This is a genomic window from Desulfoluna butyratoxydans (genome assembly GCF_900699765.1).
GTDB lineage: Bacteria > Desulfobacterota > Desulfobacteria > Desulfobacterales > Desulfolunaceae > Desulfoluna > Desulfoluna butyratoxydans.
Genome location: NZ_CAADHO010000005.1, coordinates 410384 through 428050 on the forward strand (window position 1 = coordinate 410384; position 17667 = coordinate 428050).

Consider the following 17667-nt stretch of genomic DNA (forward strand, 5'->3'; position numbering starts at 1 on the left):
ACAAGGAGAATGCCCGTGGCCACCAGGTGGAGGGTGTGCATGCGACGCCCCCTGTCGCACAGGGTGTCGCAGGGCGCGACGATCCGCACAAAAAAAGCCCCCCACTGTCGTCGCCGGGACAGTGGGGGGCTTTTGGTAACCCGTTGGGCTCAAGCCGCGACCGGATCGCTACCCGATGGGAAGCACCACGCGGCCGTACTGCTCGTTAAGCACCTCGGCCATGGCCAGGTAGATGGCGCTCAGTCCGCAGACAATGCCTTCAAAACCGGCGATGACGCCGATGAGATGGGAGCCGGTCCAGTTGTGGGCGGCCAAAAGGACAAAAAGGATGGTCAGGGAGCCGAACACGAACTGAAGGCCCCGGTTGGCCTTGAGGGTCCCGAAGAACATGAAAAAGGTGAAAAGCCCCCACATAAAGAGGTACCACCCCATGAAATGGTGTTCCGTGGCTTCGATCCACCCGAATTTCGGCATGAGGATCAGCCCCACCAGGGTCAGCCAGAAGTGGCCGTACGAGATAAAGGCGGTCACCCCGAAGGTGTTGCCTTTCTTGAACTCAAGAATCCCTGCGATGATCTGTGCCATGCCGCCATAAAACAGGCCCATGGCCAGGATCATGGCGCTCATGGGAAAAAACCCGGCATTGTGAATGTTCAAAAGAACGGTGGTCATTCCAAAACCCATCAGACCCAGGGGCCCCGGGTTTGCCAAAACATTGTCCTTCATGAATCTGTGTCTCCTTACCTGCTTCTCCATTTCTCTTTGAGGCACCTTAACCGTTTCCCCGTCGGAAGGCATCCGCAAGACCCCGCCGAACCGGTTGCCGTCAAGCCACCTCACCCTAACTTTCTACACGCTTCGACCCGCGCGCCGTAACTTCGGGCATCGCCTGTCGTTTCATCCGTCTCTTTGTTGCTGCTCTCTTTATGGAAATAACGATGGGTTATATCAGACGGCTGCGCATGACGGCAATCAAAAACAGACCATTGTTCACGTTACTGCTCACCATTCCCACCCGCACAACCCCCTCGCCTTTTCCATCCGTGCTCTTTTGGCGCGATGGCTGTCTTACACGATATTCACGGGAAAGGGAACCTCATCAAACAAGCTCAAGCCGGAATACCGACGCGAATGGGCGCATTTATCCCTCGTTTTTTGAAATTAGGGGAAAGGCAGGAACACGACAACAGCCGGTGTGTGCCGTTGTCCGGGGAGACCGGGCGAAACCCTGGGCCTCACTTCGGGGGGAACTGGTCCAGCACTTTTTTCACCAGTTTGTTAAGGGACTTGATGGCTTTATCGGGGTCCTTGTATTCGGAATAACGCTGAGCCCCGGTACCCCTCCAGTAAAGGGTGGACGAGTCTCGCCCCACAAAATCAATGATGAGGGACTCTTCATCGTAATCGCTCACACTGGTCCCCGTACCGATACCGACACCGCTGTAGCGCCCATGGCTGGCCCTGCCGAAGCCGACGCTTCCGCCGGTTCCGCTGGACTCGATCTTTTTTCTCAGGACAAACTCATAGCGGAGGTAAAAGGCCGCGTCTGCGTCATCCACCTTTTTGATTCCCTTTGCCCTGAGCTGTTGCTCCACGGCCGAACGGGTCCGGCTGTCCCGCAACGAGCTGTCGATACGGGGGTCCCCGGTGACAGGCTGGGATTCAGAGAGCCAGGCGTAACTCTTCAGCCTGCCGAACTGTTGTGCCGGGTCGTAGTCCTGATTGACCCGGATCCCGGAGCACCCGCTGAAGACAAGGGCCATCGCAACCATCCAAAGCCATCTCTTTTTCATGCACACCTCCTGAGCAAGAAGATAACCGGTACACCACCGTGGGGTTTTTATGAAGAGGGGCCGGTATCCCATTGGGGAAACACCGGCCTAACCCGTCAAAGTTACGTTGCTATTCTACCACAGAACAATCGCCCTTCCCAAGTCCCTGATCTTGCCGCACCCACCCGGTAACGGAGATTCGGATAGCGGCCCCCGCAATTTTCTACAAGAAATATGGAGAGACACCTGATAGAATCGATCCTTCTTGCCAAACACGAGAAAAGACCGGTATTGGGCCATGAAAAAACCTGGAAACACGACATTCTATCGCCATGGCGAGCTTAAAGATATCGAAGTTACGCGAGTCATTGATAGCCATCACATTTTCCCCAAGCATGTCCATGACAACACCTACACCCTCGTTCTCGCGGACAGGGGGGCAAGTTACTGCGTGGGGCCGGAGGAACACGAGGCTGTTGTGGACAGGCAAAGCCTTGCATTGATCAATCCGGGCCAGGTCCACTCCGGTATTCCCATCGGCCGGGAGCAGCTCTCGTACTGGTCTGTCAACATCATGCTTGATGTGATGACCGCATCCTTCAGGGATGTTTCGGGAAAAGACTCTGCACCACCGGAATTCCAACGCATGGTGGTTCGCGACAGAGGCCTTCAGGATCGCCTCCTGCTTTTTTTCCATCGAATGACCATGCATGAGGGGCGGCTTGCCCTGGAAACAGCCCTCATGGAATCCCTGGGGCACCTCTTGATTCGCTATGCCAATGCCCAGAGCCCCGACACGTTTCAGGGCGAGTCCCGCCGTGTCTGCCTGGCCAAGGAGTACCTCTCCGAGGAGCTGGGCCGGAAAATGTCCCTGGACGAAGTGGCCGAGGCCATAGGCCTGAGCCGATACCATTTCCTCCGTGTCTTCAAACACGCCACGGGCATTGCGCCCCATGCCTTTCGCACCCAGCGCCGCATTGACCTCTCCCAGCGCCTCATGCGGCAAGGGATGCCCTTTTCCCAGGTCGCCCTGGAAACGGGGTTCAGCGATCAAAGCCATTTCACCAAGCGCTTCAAGCAGTTCACCGGGGCAACGCCCAGGCAATACATGGCGGAAGCATAAGGGGCCAGACAAAAAAGCATCCCCACCGCAATTTCATACAATACCCTCCTTCGCCGGTGAGATAGGGTCTGTATCAACCCGACACAGAGGAGATCATCCATGGAGACAGCACAGGCCCCTTTACCCACCGCACACCACACAACCCCTTCCCCGCAGCGCCTCCTGTTACCGGTGGCGGCGCTCCTGGCGGCCGTCCTGCTCTGGGGCGGCTCCTTTGCCGCCATGCGAATTGCCGTTGCGGTCTTAAACCCCTGGTCTGTCATGTGGCTCCGCATGACCACGGCACTGCTCCTGCTGGCCCCCTTTGTGGGTAAATCCGCCTTTGCAAGCTATCGCAGAGGGGACTGGAAACTCCTTGTCCCCATGGTCCTGTTTCAGCCCTGCCTCTATTTTCTGCTGGAATCCTATGCACTCACCTACACAACCTCATCCCAGGCAGGTGTGATCTCGGCCCTGGTTCCCCTCTTCGTTGCCTTCGGGGCCTGGCTTTTCCTCAAGGAAAAGATCAACCGCAACCTCATGGCAGGCTTGGGGATCACCATCGCAGGCGTCATCTGCCTCACGATCCTGGACGCCCCGGGCAGCAAGGCCCAGAACCCTCTTCTGGGAAACGGGCTTGAACTTTGCGCCATGGTAAGCGCGGCCATCAACATGATCATCGTCAAGCAGCTGTGCCAGCGCTACAACCCCTGGAGCCTCACCGCCATGCAGCTGCTGGCAGGGGCCCTCTTCTTCACCCCCGGCCTGCCCCTTCTCCTTCAAACACCCACAGCCGTGTGGACCCCGGAGCTCATGGTTGCCATGGCGTTTCTCGGACTTTTTGTGACCCTTGGCGCCTTCGGCCTCTACAACTGGGGGATGAGCCATGTACCGGCCTCCAGGGCTTCCATTTTCATCAACCTGGTCCCCGTCAATGCGGTGTTGATCGGATGGGTCCTCCTGGGCGAATCCCTCACCTCCCTGCAGCTCCTCATGGCCGGGGCCGTACTGCTGGGTGTGGTGTTCAGCCAACGCGCCGCGTAACGGCTGTCACCTGACCTGAAACGCCACAGATGTGGGGAATTTTTACCCACAGCCCCACCCCAGTGTCCCGAAATCCCCCACTTTCCGGGGCCGCCACGAGGTGCATAGCCCACCCCCGGCGGCCCCATTCCCTGAATTTCTAACGGTTCCGTAAGCATCCCCCCGGCTGGCATGCCCATTGCTGTACACCCTGCAGATTATCGTCATCGGCGGTCCAGAGAGACCCTTACCCCAGCAAAGGAACCCACCCTCCATGCACCAAACGCAAAGCATCCGCACACTCATTGCAGTCCCCTTCGCCGTTCTTACAGCGCTCCTTCTCATGGGATGCAGCTCGACCCAGAAAATCCAAAGCGCCTGGCAACCCGTTGACACCCTGCGGGTCGACGGCCAGACGAACGAATGGGACACCATACGGCCCCAGTATTATGACGAGGACAGCCGCCTTGCCGTCCGAACCATGAACAACGAGGACGACCTCTTTATCTGTCTCACCGTGGGATCAAGAAACATGGCACGAAAGGTGATGCACAGCGGCCTGACCCTCACCCTCGGCTTTGATAACACCGAAGGCCAGGATGTGGCTCTGACCATCAAGCCAGGAGAAGAACCGGAAAAAAGCGAACGTCAAAACAGGGACCAGCCGCGCCCCCAAAACGCCATGACCGCGCCTGCCGGTATCGCCATCACGGTGCCCCCTTCCGTCCACCCCACGGACCTCACGCCATCCGAAGCCCGTAAAAAGGGCATTGAAATGCTGCTGACCCAGGACCGATTCGACCGGCTGATACTGGAGGCCAGACTCAACCTCAAGGCCATGGCCCTGCTGGCAAACACCACCCCCGGGACCAGCGTAACCCTTGAGATTACATCTCCCGAGACAACCCCACCCAAGGCGTCAGGGGGTAAACGGGCCGGAGGCAAGGGCAGGCGGGGCGGCAGAGGTTCATCCAGAAGCGCCGCCACCCCTTTGAAGGCCGAACTGGAAATCAACCTGGCGTCTTCCGGGGCATAGTTGCCGTCAGGGCAAACGCATTTAGATTTTGCCTCCGGCGGCCCTGCCGGGGGCCAATCTTTTGAAAAGTTTGACAAACAGGTTTCATTTTTGGATGCGTCGCAACCGGCCATAGCCCCCCTATCAAGAGACGTGTTTTGATTACCGGAAAGTTTTTGCGACGCTTTTTTCAAAAAGCGACCCGCCGGAGGCAACGGAATTGTTAAATGCGTTGGCCCTGTAGTTGCTGTTGTTGATCATTACGTCCCAAATTTATATAATGACGCATTGGAACATGTTTTTCCCGTCCGGTTCTTCGCTCCACGGGACGTCGGGCTATGACCCCTTTATTCAGGGAGCGGCTCAGCGCCCCGTCCGTCCACGTTCATCGCCCCACGACTTTCCCCACTCCCCTGAGACTCAAAAGACTGACGTCCACCCTTTGGCATGCGTGCCTCTACGACAAGAACCGCACAGGCGTATCGTGATAAAAAAATTCGTGACCCCAACCCTTATCGCGGCCGGAATTGCCCTGCTGCTCATCGGGCTGCCCCTTTTGGGGGCCTGGCTCGACGGCAAACCGCTCCGGCCCTTTTTTACCCTCACCGCAACACCCGACCTCCAGCCCCCGGCTCCCTTTTCCTGGGGTGCTTTTGTGGCTGTTGCAGCCGCCATCCTCCTTGTGATGGGCCCGTTTTTCCGCCACCTCATCCGGTCCCAGGAGCCACAACCCCGCCCGAAAAGAGTTTCGACCAGACGGCTTCCCTGGTGGGGCCGAATCGGCCTGATGATGCTCCTGGTCTCCTGGGCCCTGGCCTGGACACGGTTCCCCTGGTTCGAGCCCCTTCAGGACCAGACCTTCGTGCCCCTCTGGCTCTCCTTTATCCTGGTCGTCAACGGAATCACCCACAAACGAACAGGGCGGTGCATGCTGACCCACGAGCCGGTCTACCTTATCGCCCTGTTTGCGGCGAGCCCGGTGTTCTGGTGGTTTTTCGAGTACCTGAACCGCTTTGCGGCAAACTGGTCCTACCACGCAGGCCACGACGAGCTGCTCGCCTTGAACGGCCAGGCCAGCCTGGCCTTTGCAACGGTCCTCCCCGGGGTGGCAAGCACCTGCGACCTCCTGGCCACCTTTCCGCGCCTCTGGGCGGGCATGGGCCGGTTTGTACGCATCGACATTGGTGCAAAGCCCCTGGCCCCGTTGTGCCTTCTGCTTATCTCGGCCGTGGCCCTGGTCGGCATCGGGATCCGCCCGGACCTTCTCTATCCGTTCCTGTGGCTCTCCCCTCTTCTGCTCATCGTCTCCGTTCAACAGGTGGCGGGGTATGAAACGGTCTTCAGCCCTTTGAAATCGGGAAACTGGTCGCACCTCTGGCTCATGGCCATCTCGGCCCTTGCCTGCGGCTTTTTCTGGGAGATGTGGAACATGTTCAGCCTGGCACGCTGGACCTACGCGATTCCCTATGTGGGGCGGTTCCACGTATTCGAAATGCCCCTGCTGGGGTATGGGGGATACCTCCCCTTCGGGCTGGAGTGTGCGGTGGTCTGCCACGGCGTGAGACGCCTGGTCCGGGGCGGTGAAGGATCAGCGGGCTGACGGGCCTTGCCGGGACGTCGCCCCCTGTACGGATCTTTTTGATACACATTCGTCCAGGGTGCCTACAAAAGACACAATCCACAGGGCCATACCGTCTGAGCCCATCGCCTCCATCCCTGATATTGCTGCGACCCCGGACAGTTATGAAAAACGCCTGTTCGTGGCACAACAGTTGCTTTCTTTTTACCCTATGGCACACAAATTTTCACCATACCGAACACAGGGCAGCAAACCGGTTGTTATACGAGGAATAAAGGAGATGCAGAGACGTGTGAGTCACAAACAGGAAGGCGGTGCCCCATAAAACAAAAAAGGCACCCCTTGAAATCAAGGAATGCCTTTATTTTTTTTATGGTACGCCTGGCAGGATTCGAACCTGCGGCCATCCGCTTAGAAGGCGGATGCTCTATCCAACTGAGCTACAGGCGCATTGATTGATGCGAGAAGCTATTTAGCAGACGGTATTTCGTTTGTCCACCCAAAAAAAGGACCCCATTGAAAAAGGCTGTTCCCGATCCGGGTGACACGACTGGTGCGGATGACGCCCTGATGACGCGGCTCCCATGACGAGCCCACAGACAGGGAAAAGGTACCTTGAGAGGTCATGCATGCCTGCTTTCGTTAAAATCCGGTCCGTTAAAAGAAATCACCCGGTCAACAGGTCGAAATCACGACCTCTTCAAGGGGCCGGTGTTTCCAAGGTTGGCAATTCGCCCCACTGTGATATATCGGGGACTGAGAATTGCAGACTTTTCCCATAATCGGCGATTCATGATACATTCAGATAAGACGACACCCTGCTTTATTGCATAAAGAGGTGCGAAACCATTTTTACGACGATTTCCACGGGAGGTGCCCTGTGCACAGGCGGTGATGAAAAAACCGCAGCCCCCTTACATCTTCAGTGACAATGTTTCGATATGAAAATAAAAAGAGACAACGAGAAAAACGACAACAACGCTTCACAAAGAGACCCTATGACATCTGAAACCGAGGTCATCGTCAAGGCTTCCAAAAAAAAGAAGCCTGCGTCTAAAAATACCCATCTGCCTGTCAAATCCTCCGGCGGCAATGCAGTCGCCAAATTTGACCCGCTCCAGAGCTATCTTTCGGAGATCAGCCAGTACAAGCTGCTCACCCGGGAAGAGGAGGTGGAACTGGGTATACGCATCCAGGAACATGAAGACCCCGAGGCCGCGTACCAGCTGGTCACCGCCAACTTGAGGCTCGTGGTCAAGATCGCCCTGGATTTCCAGCGCGTCTGGATGCAGAACCTGCTGGACCTTATTCAGGAAGGCAACATCGGCCTGATGCAGGCCGTGCGAAAGTTCGACCCGTATAAAAACGTAAAATTTTCCTACTACGCCTCGTTCTGGATCAAAGCCTATATCCTGAAGTTCATCATGGATAACTGGCGCCTGGTCAAAATCGGAACCACTCAGGGTCAGAGAAAGCTCTTTTTCAAACTGAAAAAGGAGAAACAAAAACTCATCGAGCAGGGCTTTGACCCCAAACCGAAGCTTCTTGCCGAACGCCTCGGCGTCTCCCCCAAGGAGATCATCGACATGGACCAGCGCCTGGACGGCTGGGATGTCTCTCTGGATGCTCCCCTGAAGGAAGATTCCGACACGGAACGGATTGAGTTTCTCAACTCCGAATCCGACTCGGCGGAAGACCAGGTCGCACGGAAGGAGTTGGAATCGCTGCTCCACAATAAAGTGGAGGCATTCAAAAAGGAACTGGCCGAAAGGGAACTGGAGATCTTCAACTCCCGCATCTTCTCGGAAGACCCCCTGACCCTTCAGGAGATCGGTGAAAAGTACAACATATCCCGGGAACGGGTCCGTCAGATTGAAAAAAACATCACCCGACGGATGAAGGATTTCTTTCAAAGCGAGCTTCCGGATTTCCACCTGTACACCGATCGGTCCGAATAACTCCCTTCCTCAACCACATGGAACGGAATGTATGAACCTTACCTCAGCCACGACCCGGGGGCTTCGACGCGCCCCGGTCTTTCTGTCGGCCCTGACCCTGTCGGTGCTTCTTCTTTCCGGGTGCGCCTCCTCCACCCGGGAAGGTCTTTCCTCCACCGCCTCCACCCCCATGGCCCCAGAAACATCGACCATTGAGGAGCCCGACAGCCCGGAAACCTGGTCCGGTTACCGCCTCTACATTGAGGCCATGCTGGCCCGCAAGGCCGAAGACTACGCCACCTCCGCCGCGTACCTCACCACAGCGTCCGAAAAAGACCCATCGGCCCTGATTCTCAAGCGGGAGCTTGCCGTGGTGCACCTTCTCGCCGGGGATAAAGAAAAAGCCCTTGAGGTCATCGACGGCATCCTGGCCGACCACCCCGATGACGCCGACTCCCTGCTGCTTCTGGTCCGTATCCGCCTGGCCGAGCGTCGGGCCGGACAGGCCGAAAAGCTCCTGAAACGGGTCATTGAATCCGACCCCACGCGGGAAGAGGCTTACTTTCGCCTGGGGCTGCTCCAGACCACCATCGGCAAACGCGACAACGCCCTTGAGACCTACCTGAAGCTTCTGGAGGCGTACCCTTACGCCTACGCCGGTCATTACTACGCCGCCCTCCTGTACAAAGAGAAAGGCGATGAGGACAAGGCGATGCACCACCTCAAAGAGAGCCTGGACATCGCTCCGGAGTTCATCGAGGCAAGGCTGGAGCTTGCCGATATCCTCGTCAGCCGTAAACAATACGACGAGGCCAAGGCCCAGTACCGCCTGGCCCTTACCCACAGCCCCGGTGATCTCCACGCCAGCCTGGCCATGGCCCTGCTCCACGACACACTGGAGGAAGAGGAGCAGGCCCGGGCGCTCTACGATGAGATCACCGCCTCTGCAGACCGGTGGCCCGAGATCTACACCCTCATCAATCAGCAGTACATTGAACGCCGTAAGTACTCCGAAGCCCACCGGCTCCTCACCGGGGTCATGACCGCCTACAAGGACAACTCCGAGTTCAACTACATGCTCGGGTTCGTCTGTGAAAAGCTCGGAGACTCCGAAGAGGCCATCCAGTGCTTTACCCGCATCTCCCCCGCATCGGACTATTACGAACGGGCCATCCTGTTTGTCAGTGTCCAGCTCTGGGAACAGGGAAGACAGGATGAAGCGATCCAAACCCTTGAAGAGGCACGGGAGCAACAGCCCGAAAGCATCGAAATCCTGAACTACCTGGCCTCGTTTTACGAAGAGCAAAAGGCATACGACAAGGCGGAAGCCTGCCTCCTCAAGGCCATCTCCTTCACCCCGGAAGACCCGACACTGCACTTCCGCATCGGGGTTCTCTACGACAAATGGGGAAAAAGCGAGGCATCCACCAGTGCCATGAAACGGGCCCTTGAGCTGGACCCCGAGGACCCCAATGCCCTGAACTACCTGGGGTACACCTACGCACGCCAGGGCATCCACCTGGAAGATGCCGAACGCCTCATCAAAAAGGCCCTGGAGTACAAGCCCGGAGACGGCTACATCACCGACTCCCTGGGCTGGGTCTACTACCAGAAAGGCCAGTACTCCAAGGCCCTGAGCACCCTGCGGGAGGCTGCGGCCCTGCTTCCCGAGGACCCGGTGGTAATGGAGCACCTGGGGGACGCCCTGGTACAGAACAACCTGACCCAGGAGGCCCTGAACTACTATCGGGAATCCCTGAAGCTGGGCCATGAAGACGCACCGGCCATCCGTGAAAAAATCCGTTCCCTGGAAGGGAGCGACACGGCCCAATAGACGCCGTGCACTTGTTGTTAACCTGACGTACGGAGACGGTAACGACCCAGCGCCAAAAACCCGCCTCCGGCAACAAGGTATTTCATCTTAAAAGCAACGTAACTATTCAGCTTGCCTCCGGCAGGGCCGCCGGAGGCATAAGCCGAATCGTTACCGGAGACGCGGCCTTTCCAGGGCCAGGTGATGTCCGCCCCTATTCACACAACCGGAAGAAAGTAATCATCCATGCAACGCCCAGTCCTGATCCTCATCGTTCTTTGTGTCCTGCCCCTGTTTTCAGCATGCAGCATCCTCTCCCCCCCTGCCCTCCGGTTCGAGACCGACGGCGCCCAAGAGGAACTCCTTCGCCTCACCCAACTCAACCACGAGGTGACCACCTTTAAAGGCATCGGCTCGGTGACCACCACCGAAGACGGGGAAACCCGACGGTTTCGTCTTGCCTGGGCCGGTGATGCCCCCAACCTCCTGAGGCTGGAGATCATGGCCGCGGCCACCCCCGTGGAGTCCATTGCCTATGACGGCACGCGCCTCAGGCTCCGCTCCCACATGGGCAGCCATAAACCCTATGCCAAAAAGGTGGAAGACCCCTCCCTGGCCTCTGCCACGGGCATCCCCCTGTCCCTCTCCGAAATCCACGCCCTGCTCTCGGGCAAGATCATGGTGGGGCCTTTTGAGTCCGCACGGCTCCACTCCCTGCCCGAAGAGGGCGCCCGGGCGCTGGTGCTTCGCCTCGACAGGCGTCACACCAAAACCATCGACATAGACTCCCGGGGCCTCCCCACCCGGACCAGCCTGTCCAAAGGCGGGGATGAGGTCTACGACCTCCACCTCTCACCCACGGCCGACCCGGACGGCACCAACCGGTTCCGCACCATCACCCTCACCACGGCAAAAGGGGTGAAGGCCACCATCCGCATCGATCGCGCCTTCGTGAACCCTGTGGTGGACCGCACCATGTTCACCCTTGAGACCCCGCAATAAAAGTTTCCCCCAAAAACACAACAGGCGCGATTCACCAAGGAATCGCGCCTGTCATCTATCCAATATGCGTTACAGAGGGCCAATGGGCCTTATGACGGATCGCTTCTTGAAACAAGTTCCGCTAAAACGGCTGCGCCATATCACACAACACGCCAATTCCACGAAAACAGGTGCATGATGTCTGCCTCCATCCATTCGCCATAGGATTTCAAGGTGCCCCCACCTTGCAGCCGGAGGCATCTGGCCGATTTACCCCTCCACAATGTTTTTGAGGGTCTCCACATCCAGGAGGGCCTTTTCCATGGAGATCTGCTCCCAGCCTTCGTCCCGGATCCGGGTGAGTTCTTCGATGAGCTTGCCCAGAGTCTTGTTGTAGCGGGCGCCGCAGGCCAGTGACGAGGTGGTGCGCCCTTTGAGCTCGCCGCTCTCCCGTCGCATCTCCTGCATCTCGTTAAAGGCCTGGTTGATGGACTTTTCACCGGATTCCACGGCCTCACGGATGGAATCGTCGGCGTGTTCCATCACCTTTCGGGCTTTGTCCACCTTGCTCTCGCTGGTGCCCAGCTCGTTGGCGCGCTCCTTGACCATCTCTTTTTTGGTGCGCTTCTCCCCGTCGTCCCCGCGGGCCTCGTCAATGGAATCCAGGAGCTGCAGGCAGCGGACGATGTCCTCATCGGCCAGGTTTCGCCTGTTGCGCTGGAGATGAAAGGCGTAGAGGATGGCGTCGTCCTCGTTTTCAAAATTCCGGATCAGGACGGGAACGGTCTCCAACCCCACGGCCAGGGCCGCGGTATACCGGGTGTGACCGTCCACAACGATGCCCTTTTCTTCCCACACGATGATGGGAAAGGCGTCGTCGTACCCGTTGGACTCCATATCCAGGCGGATCCCCTCCAGGGTGTCCTCCCCCACGGGAAACAGGGTTGAAAAGGGCTCTTCCACCTTCAGGTCGGTGATGGGCATGGTGCTGATGTTCATGGTCTCTCTCCCACATGGCAAAGAGCCCCCGGCACGGGTACCGGGGGCGCAGAGGTTTCGCATCGGTTCAAGGCACGGGCGCCGCACTGGCATGGCCCGTTCGCCAAAGAATTTTAAAACTTACAGCGCCAGGGCGCTCTCCCCGCAGTAGTGCTCTTCCCTCTCCTTTGCGACGTCGGCGCTGGCCAGATAGTCGTCAAAGCTCATGAGCCGGTCCAGGCTGCCCCGGGGGGTAAGCTCCACAATGCGGTTGGCCACGGTGGAGACAAACTGGTGGTCGTGGGACGCAAAAAGGATCACCTCGGGAAAGGCCATGAGCCCTTCGTTCAGAGAGGTGATGGACTCCAGGTCCAGGTGGTTGGTGGGCTCGTCCATGACCAGCACGTTGGCGTCGGAGAGCATCATGCGCGACAGCATGCAGCGCACCTTCTCCCCACCGGAAAGAACCCCGGTCTTTTTCATGGCCTCTTCACCGGAAAAGAGCATGCGACCGAGAAAACCCCGTGCAAAACTCTCTCCCTCTTCCGGGGGTGCGTACTGGAGCAGCCACTGCACCAGGGTCATGTCGGTTTCAAAGTACTGCCGGTTCTCTTTGAGGAAAAAAGAGGGGGTGATGGTCTGACCCCAGCGGAAGCTGCCGGAGTCCGGCTCCATCTCCCCTGCCAGGATCTGAAAAAGGGTGCTCTTGGCAAGGCCGTTGTCCCCCACAAAGGCGACCTTGTCCCCGTTGTTGACCACCAGGTTGAGGTCTCGGAGCACCTCCTGGCCGTCGATGGTCTTGCTCAGGTTTTCGATCTCCAGGATGACGTTGCCGCAGGGACGCTCCGGCTTGAAGGCCACCCAGGGGTATCGCCTGGACGAAACGGGCATGTCTTCCAGGGTCAGTTTTTCCAGGAGCTTTTTCCGGGAGGTGGCCTGCTTGGCTTTTGACGCGTTGGAGCTGAATCGCTGGATAAAGGAGGTGAGTTCCTTGGCCTTGTCCGCGGTCTTCTTGTTCTCGTTCTGCTTCTGCTTCTGGATCAGGCGGCTCGCCTGACACCAGAAGTCGTAGTTGCCCACGAACACCTGGATCTTGCCGTAGTCGATGTCGGCGATATGGGTACACACCTGGTTGAGAAAGTGACGGTCGTGGGAGACCACGATGACGGTGTTCTGGAACCGCGCCAGGAAATCATCCAGCCAGGCGATGGACTTCAGGTCCAGGTGGTTGGTGGGTTCGTCAAGGAGCAGCACGTCGGGGTTGCCGAAGAGGGCCTGGGCCAGCAGGACACGGACCTTGTCCCCCCCTTCCAGCTCCTTCATCTTCAGATGGCGCATCTCTTCCGGGATCCCTAAGCCATTCAGAAGAACCGCGGCCTCGGACTCGGCCTCGTAGCCGTTCATCTCGGCAAACTCCGCCTCCAGCTCACCGGAACGGATGCCGTCCTCTTCGGTGAACTCCGCCTTGGCGTAGATGGCGTCCCGCTCCACCATGATGTCGTAGAGCCGCTGGTGGCCCATGATCACCGTGTTGATGACCGTCTCTTCATCAAAGGCAAAGTGATCCTGCCTCAAGACAGCAATACGCTCGCCGGGCCCGACGCTGATGTCGCCCTTGTCGGACTCGATCTCCCCTGCAAGGATCTTGAGAAAAGTTGATTTGCCGGCGCCGTTGGCACCGATAAGGCCATAGCAGTTGCCGGGGGTGAACTTGATATTGACGTCTTTAAACAGGACGCGTTTGCCGTAGGCAAGCGCCACGTTGGTTGCGCAGATCATAGAAGGTTCCTCAGTTTGGACAATAAAAAAACCACGGGTCGTAGCAACCCGTGGTTCATGCGACGCCTGCTTATATCGTATCGCACTTAAATCAGCAATCTTTTTTCACGCAGCCCGCCGTCCCCTCCCCGAAGATCTCATCGGTTTCCCCCAGGGTCACGATGCCCAGGTACCCGTCCACGGTCAGCAGATCCCCGGTGGCAATGCGAACCGTGGCATCGGGCACGCCGGTCACGCACGGCAAGCCGTATTCCCTGGCAATGATGGCCCCGTGGATGAGCATCCCCCCGCGTCGTTCCACGATCCCTGCGGCCAGGGGCACCACATGGGTCATGGTCGGCTCCACCACGTCGCACACCAGGATCTCTCCGTATGCCAGCCCGGCAAGATCTCCGGGGCTTCGGATCACACGGGCCCTGCCCCGGGCCAGTCCCTGTCCGGCGGGCTGCCCCATGATCTGGCGGGCTGTGACCACGGAGGCCTTCTCCGCATCCCGGGCCGGAGCGCTTTGGATGGTGGGGCGGCTCCCGAAGCGTTCCAGCTCCCCACGAAGTCCCTCGGCATCGGCCCCCGTCCCCTTCTGCTCCAGCCGCCTGCGCCCCTCGGCCACAGCGCGAAAGAGTTCAGCTTCAAGGCGCCCCATGTAAATATTGTCATCGTCCCGAAGACGGTAGCTGGACCGCCCCAGGGCCAGGACCCCCTGGGCGTACTCCCTGGACTCAATGGGAAAAGAGCCCAGAAACCTCTCTTCCAGCGTGGATGCGTCCCTGGCCGTGGCCTCGGGTGCAGGCGGGTGGGCCGCCATCTCAAGGATGAGGGACACAAGGGTTTGCCGGGGCGACTGGGCCAAAGCCCCCCCGGCCACCGCCCAGGAGAGCTCTCCGTAGTCTTCGATGAACGCGGACACCGCCGCCTCAATCTCAGGGGGCAGCGAGGCAACGCTGAAACCAGCCCCTCCGTTCCAGTCCGGGTGCTCCCGCATTTGGGCTGCCAGGGCTCCCAGGCGACGGTTTCGCGCCATGCCCACAAGGGGCGTATGGGTCAGAAGAAGGGTAAACTCAAAGGGATCGTCGGGCTTGACGGCATCGTTGTAGGCCTGGCCAAAGAGCCGAACCCCATGGGCAAAGGGGATAAACTCCGACCAGTAAACCCCGACCCACGTCTCGTTGATCTCAAGACGATGCCTTAACTCGCGGACCAGCGCCCCATCGTCCAGGGTTTCCAGGCAGACCCGGGCCATCTCCTCGGTCGCATCGGCCATCTCCGGCAGGAGCCGGGTCTCGATTTTCTGCCGTAAGGCACAAAGGTTGTCGTAGCTGCGGTGGAGGCGTTTGTGCAGGGCGTCGTTCCCGGATGCACCCGGAGCCTCCAGGGTGGTGATGGGCCGGGACTGAAGCACATGCACCCGCCCTTTGGCCAGGGTCCACTCCAGATCCTGGGGAGAATCCAGCAGGGACTCCATGCGACGCGCCAGGGCAAACACCGATGCCACCTCTTCCGGCCCAAGCGGAGGCCTGGCCGCCCTGGCTTCGGGAAGCAAGACCGTGCGAACCCCGGAAGGCCCCACCCCAAGGCACGACGGACGGCCTTCAGGTGGCCGGTGCGACAGGATCGCCCCGGAGGCACGGTCCAGCCGCCAATGATCCGGCTCCACCGTGCCGTCCACCAACCCCTGATTGAGACCGTACACAGCCTCCACCACCCCCTCGGATGCCACCAGGGGGCTTTGGCTGAAGGCCACACCGGACACCTCACCGCTCACCAGCCGCTGGACAAGGACGGCCATGGTTCCCGAACGGAAATCAGCTTCCCGCTCCCGCCGGTAAAGAAGGGCTCCGTCCGACCAGAGGGAGGCCCAGACCCGCTTGATGTGATCCAGAGTGGATTCCAGGCCGCGAACATTCACATAAGAGTCATGCAGGCCGGCAAAGGACGCGCCCCTGGAGTCCTCCTCAGGACACGACGATCGCACCACCAGGGGACCACCGTCAACGAATCGTTCCAATCCGGTGGCAAGGGCCTCATAAAGCGCCGGGGGCCAGGGTGCCGTCAGAAACAGGTTGCGGATCCTCAAGGCCGCGTCCCACACCTCTTCCCACCGCATCTCGGAAAAAGGCTTGCACTGAAGCGTCATCTGGATCCGCTCAAAGAGCCCGGCCTCTGAAACAAACACGCCGTACGCCTCAGCCGTCACGCAGAGCCCGTCCGGGACCAGAATACCGTTTTGAACCATGCGGGCCAGGGCACTGGCCTTGCCCCCCACCACCGACTCGCCGTGGGTTCCCGCACGGGCCAGGGGCACAAGAAAGGTCATGGGCTCACCTCGATCTCGGTGACGTTTTGAAACCGCTCCACAAAAATGCAGCGCCGGACTTTTACCACCATAAAGGCACAGGAGGGGGCCGTGACAAAATCGCAGAGGTAGGGATGACGGGATAGAAAAAGGGCTTTTAAGGGAGCGGCGGCGTCTTCCCCGGGTTCGGACACCCGGCCTGTTATGGTCACGGCCCGGGCCTCGTGAAAGTCGGCTTCCGCGTTGGACCTGCTGTCGATGAGCATGGCAACCCGGTCGTCCTCGGTCATATTCGCGTATTTACGCGTGGACCGGGGGGTGGCGAAAAAGAGCCGGGAAAAGTCGTCGGTGACTCCGTAAGCCACCAGAGATGCATAGGGATGCCCCCTGCAATGGGTGCTGAGAACGCCAAGTCGCTGAGCATCAAGGAGGGATCGGATCATCCGGACAACTGCCGCGTGATGGGTCATTGGGGCCTGCCTTTCCATGGGGGTAAAAGGAAGAAAACCTGACGGGATGCTGTATTATATCAGATATATCTCTATATTCCACACCCTTCACACCGACACCAGGGACGCCGGACATTGGCCCTTGACATAACAGAACGGTCATTTTAATTTACCCCTTCCACCACCAACCCTCCACAGGACAGAACCATGCCCCGCAACAAAGAGTACAATCACCAGGACGTGTTAAACGCGGCCACCTCGCAATTCCTTGACAAAGGGTACAAAGGCGTCTCCGTCAACGACCTGGTCAAGGCGACAAAGCTCAACAAACACAGCATGTATGTGGAATTCGGCAACAAGGAAGGACTGTTCTGCGCGTGCATCGACCACTATATCCAGGCCGTGCACCGACATGTCGGGCATATCCTCCGCCGCCAGCCCCTGGGCCTGAGGAATATCAATGATTTTTTCCGCCACCGCATCGACTATGCCTACTCCGGCAGGGGCAACGGGTGCCTCCTCCTCACCACAGTGTCGGAAAAAAACCAGGTGGACCAGATGGTCCTGGACCGCGTCCAGCACCACTGGACCCTTCAGAAAGCTGACTTGAGGATCTGCCTGGACGCGGCAAAAGAGCAAGGGGAAATCCCGGCCGAAAAGGACACGGCTGTCCTTGCCAGCCACCTCTTCTGCCAGCTCATGGGCATGGTCATCATGATCAAGGGAGGAGCCCGGCGGCAGGAGGTTGAACAGATGATCGACATGACCCTGGCCCACGCGCGGCAATAGGCATGTGCTTATGCCCCCGGCAGGTCCGCCGGAGGCACAAGCGAAAAACACACCATCAGAGCTGCAGATGTCGTGGTTATATAAAAGCTCTGATAACGCAGAAGATGGGTGCACTCGGCTCGCCCGAAGGGTGAGAAATTCGATCAGAAAACGGTGA

At 58.7% G+C, this 17667-nt stretch carries 14 protein-coding genes and 1 tRNA gene; 8 read left to right on the plus strand and 7 right to left on the minus strand.

The genetic code is table 11. The features are described 5' to 3' along the window. Positions 1 to 168: 168 nt before the first annotated feature. Together satP and MSL71_RS15805 are read right to left on the minus strand one after the other, a co-directional pair. Positions 169 to 726, minus strand: a complete 558-nt coding sequence (gene satP, locus MSL71_RS15800) for an acetate uptake transporter (protein WP_180142063.1) — start codon at positions 724 to 726, stop codon at positions 169 to 171. Between the two features lie 509 nt (positions 727 to 1235). Beyond that, positions 1236 to 1793: a DUF4136 domain-containing protein gene (locus tag MSL71_RS15805; protein WP_180142064.1), complete on the minus strand. Its 558-nt coding sequence runs from the start codon at positions 1791 to 1793 to the stop codon at positions 1236 to 1238. Between the two features lie 277 nt (positions 1794 to 2070). Here MSL71_RS15805 and MSL71_RS15810 point away from each other — a divergent pair, with 277 nt between their 5' ends. From MSL71_RS15810 to MSL71_RS15825, 4 genes are all read left to right on the plus strand, one after another. Beyond that, a complete protein-coding gene (locus MSL71_RS15810; RefSeq protein WP_180142066.1) occupies positions 2071 to 2895 on the plus strand; it encodes a helix-turn-helix transcriptional regulator in 825 nt (274 codons plus the stop codon). A 99-nt stretch (positions 2896 to 2994) separates the two neighbouring features. Continuing rightward, positions 2995 to 3918 (plus strand): DMT family transporter, encoded by a 924-nt coding sequence (locus MSL71_RS15815; RefSeq protein ID WP_180142068.1) that lies wholly within the window; start codon positions 2995 to 2997, stop codon positions 3916 to 3918. 253 nt (positions 3919 to 4171) lie between these two features. After that, positions 4172 to 4933, plus strand: a complete 762-nt coding sequence (locus MSL71_RS15820) for a hypothetical protein (RefSeq protein WP_180142070.1) — start codon at positions 4172 to 4174, stop codon at positions 4931 to 4933. Between the two features lie 463 nt (positions 4934 to 5396). Continuing rightward, positions 5397 to 6512: a hypothetical protein gene (locus tag MSL71_RS15825; protein ID WP_180142072.1), complete on the plus strand. Its 1116-nt coding sequence runs from the start codon at positions 5397 to 5399 to the stop codon at positions 6510 to 6512. 352 nt (positions 6513 to 6864) lie between these two features. Here MSL71_RS15825 and MSL71_RS15830 read toward each other — a convergent pair. Beyond that, positions 6865 to 6941, minus strand: a tRNA-Arg gene (locus MSL71_RS15830). A 548-nt stretch (positions 6942 to 7489) separates the two neighbouring features. Between MSL71_RS15830 and MSL71_RS15835 the strand changes: the two genes are divergently transcribed. From MSL71_RS15835 to MSL71_RS15845, 3 genes are all read left to right on the plus strand, one after another. Further along, on the plus strand, positions 7490 to 8449 hold the full coding sequence (locus tag MSL71_RS15835) for a sigma-70 family RNA polymerase sigma factor (protein WP_180142074.1): 960 nt from the start codon (positions 7490 to 7492) through the stop codon (positions 8447 to 8449). Positions 8450 to 8480: 31 nt separating this feature from the next. After that, positions 8481 to 10262 carry a tetratricopeptide repeat protein gene (locus MSL71_RS15840; RefSeq protein ID WP_180142076.1) on the plus strand — a complete coding sequence of 594 codons (1782 nt, stop codon included), beginning with the start codon at positions 8481 to 8483 and terminating at the stop codon, positions 10260 to 10262. Positions 10263 to 10487: 225 nt separating this feature from the next. Beyond that, positions 10488 to 11243, plus strand: a complete 756-nt coding sequence (locus MSL71_RS15845) for a hypothetical protein (protein ID WP_180142078.1) — start codon at positions 10488 to 10490, stop codon at positions 11241 to 11243. Positions 11244 to 11492: 249 nt separating this feature from the next. Here the strand turns inward: MSL71_RS15845 and MSL71_RS15850 are convergent, their stop codons facing one another. The 4 genes from MSL71_RS15850 to MSL71_RS15865 form a co-directional block, all read right to left on the minus strand. Beyond that, complete coding sequence (locus MSL71_RS15850) at positions 11493 to 12221, minus strand: ParB/RepB/Spo0J family partition protein (RefSeq protein WP_180142080.1); 729 nt, start codon at positions 12219 to 12221, stop codon at positions 11493 to 11495. A 120-nt stretch (positions 12222 to 12341) separates the two neighbouring features. Next, the gene (locus MSL71_RS15855; RefSeq protein WP_180142082.1) at positions 12342 to 13979 is read right to left on the minus strand and encodes an ABC-F family ATP-binding cassette domain-containing protein; all 1638 of its coding nucleotides are present in this window, start codon (positions 13977 to 13979) and stop codon (positions 12342 to 12344) included. 91 nt (positions 13980 to 14070) lie between these two features. Further along, positions 14071 to 16293 carry a PEP/pyruvate-binding domain-containing protein gene (locus MSL71_RS15860; RefSeq protein ID WP_218951052.1) on the minus strand — a complete coding sequence of 741 codons (2223 nt, stop codon included), beginning with the start codon at positions 16291 to 16293 and terminating at the stop codon, positions 14071 to 14073. Then, a complete protein-coding gene (locus MSL71_RS15865) occupies positions 16290 to 16715 on the minus strand; it encodes a pyridoxamine 5'-phosphate oxidase family protein (RefSeq protein ID WP_180142084.1) in 426 nt (141 codons plus the stop codon). The genes MSL71_RS15860 and MSL71_RS15865 overlap by 4 nt, the downstream gene beginning before the upstream one ends. A 213-nt stretch (positions 16716 to 16928) precedes the next feature. Between MSL71_RS15865 and MSL71_RS15870 the strand changes: the two genes are divergently transcribed. After that, on the plus strand, positions 16929 to 17510 hold the full coding sequence (locus MSL71_RS15870; protein ID WP_180142086.1) for a TetR/AcrR family transcriptional regulator: 582 nt from the start codon (positions 16929 to 16931) through the stop codon (positions 17508 to 17510). Positions 17511 to 17667 lie beyond the last annotated feature (157 nt).

What these genes read in the sequence shown, in the direction of transcription:
- MSL71_RS15865 (WP_180142084.1), bottom strand. Translation starts at nt 16,715, where the DNA reads ATGATCCGATCCCTCCTTGATGCTCAGCGACTTGGCGTTCTCAGCACC.
- MSL71_RS15815 (WP_180142068.1), top strand. Translation starts at nt 2,995, where the DNA reads ATGGAGACAGCACAGGCCCCTTTACCCACCGCACACCACACAACCCCT.
- MSL71_RS15835 (WP_180142074.1), top strand. Translation starts at nt 7,490, where the DNA reads ATGACATCTGAAACCGAGGTCATCGTCAAGGCTTCCAAAAAAAAGAAG.
- MSL71_RS15860 (WP_218951052.1), bottom strand. Translation starts at nt 16,293, where the DNA reads ATGACCTTTCTTGTGCCCCTGGCCCGTGCGGGAACCCACGGCGAGTCG.
- MSL71_RS15805 (WP_180142064.1), bottom strand. Translation starts at nt 1,793, where the DNA reads ATGAAAAAGAGATGGCTTTGGATGGTTGCGATGGCCCTTGTCTTCAGC.
- satP (WP_180142063.1), bottom strand. Translation starts at nt 726, where the DNA reads ATGAAGGACAATGTTTTGGCAAACCCGGGGCCCCTGGGTCTGATGGGT.
- MSL71_RS15810 (WP_180142066.1), top strand. Translation starts at nt 2,071, where the DNA reads ATGAAAAAACCTGGAAACACGACATTCTATCGCCATGGCGAGCTTAAA.
- MSL71_RS15850 (WP_180142080.1), bottom strand. Translation starts at nt 12,221, where the DNA reads ATGAACATCAGCACCATGCCCATCACCGACCTGAAGGTGGAAGAGCCC.
- MSL71_RS15870 (WP_180142086.1), top strand. Translation starts at nt 16,929, where the DNA reads ATGCCCCGCAACAAAGAGTACAATCACCAGGACGTGTTAAACGCGGCC.
- MSL71_RS15840 (WP_180142076.1), top strand. Translation starts at nt 8,481, where the DNA reads ATGAACCTTACCTCAGCCACGACCCGGGGGCTTCGACGCGCCCCGGTC.
- MSL71_RS15845 (WP_180142078.1), top strand. Translation starts at nt 10,488, where the DNA reads ATGCAACGCCCAGTCCTGATCCTCATCGTTCTTTGTGTCCTGCCCCTG.
- MSL71_RS15855 (WP_180142082.1), bottom strand. Translation starts at nt 13,979, where the DNA reads ATGATCTGCGCAACCAACGTGGCGCTTGCCTACGGCAAACGCGTCCTG.
- MSL71_RS15820 (WP_180142070.1), top strand. Translation starts at nt 4,172, where the DNA reads ATGCACCAAACGCAAAGCATCCGCACACTCATTGCAGTCCCCTTCGCC.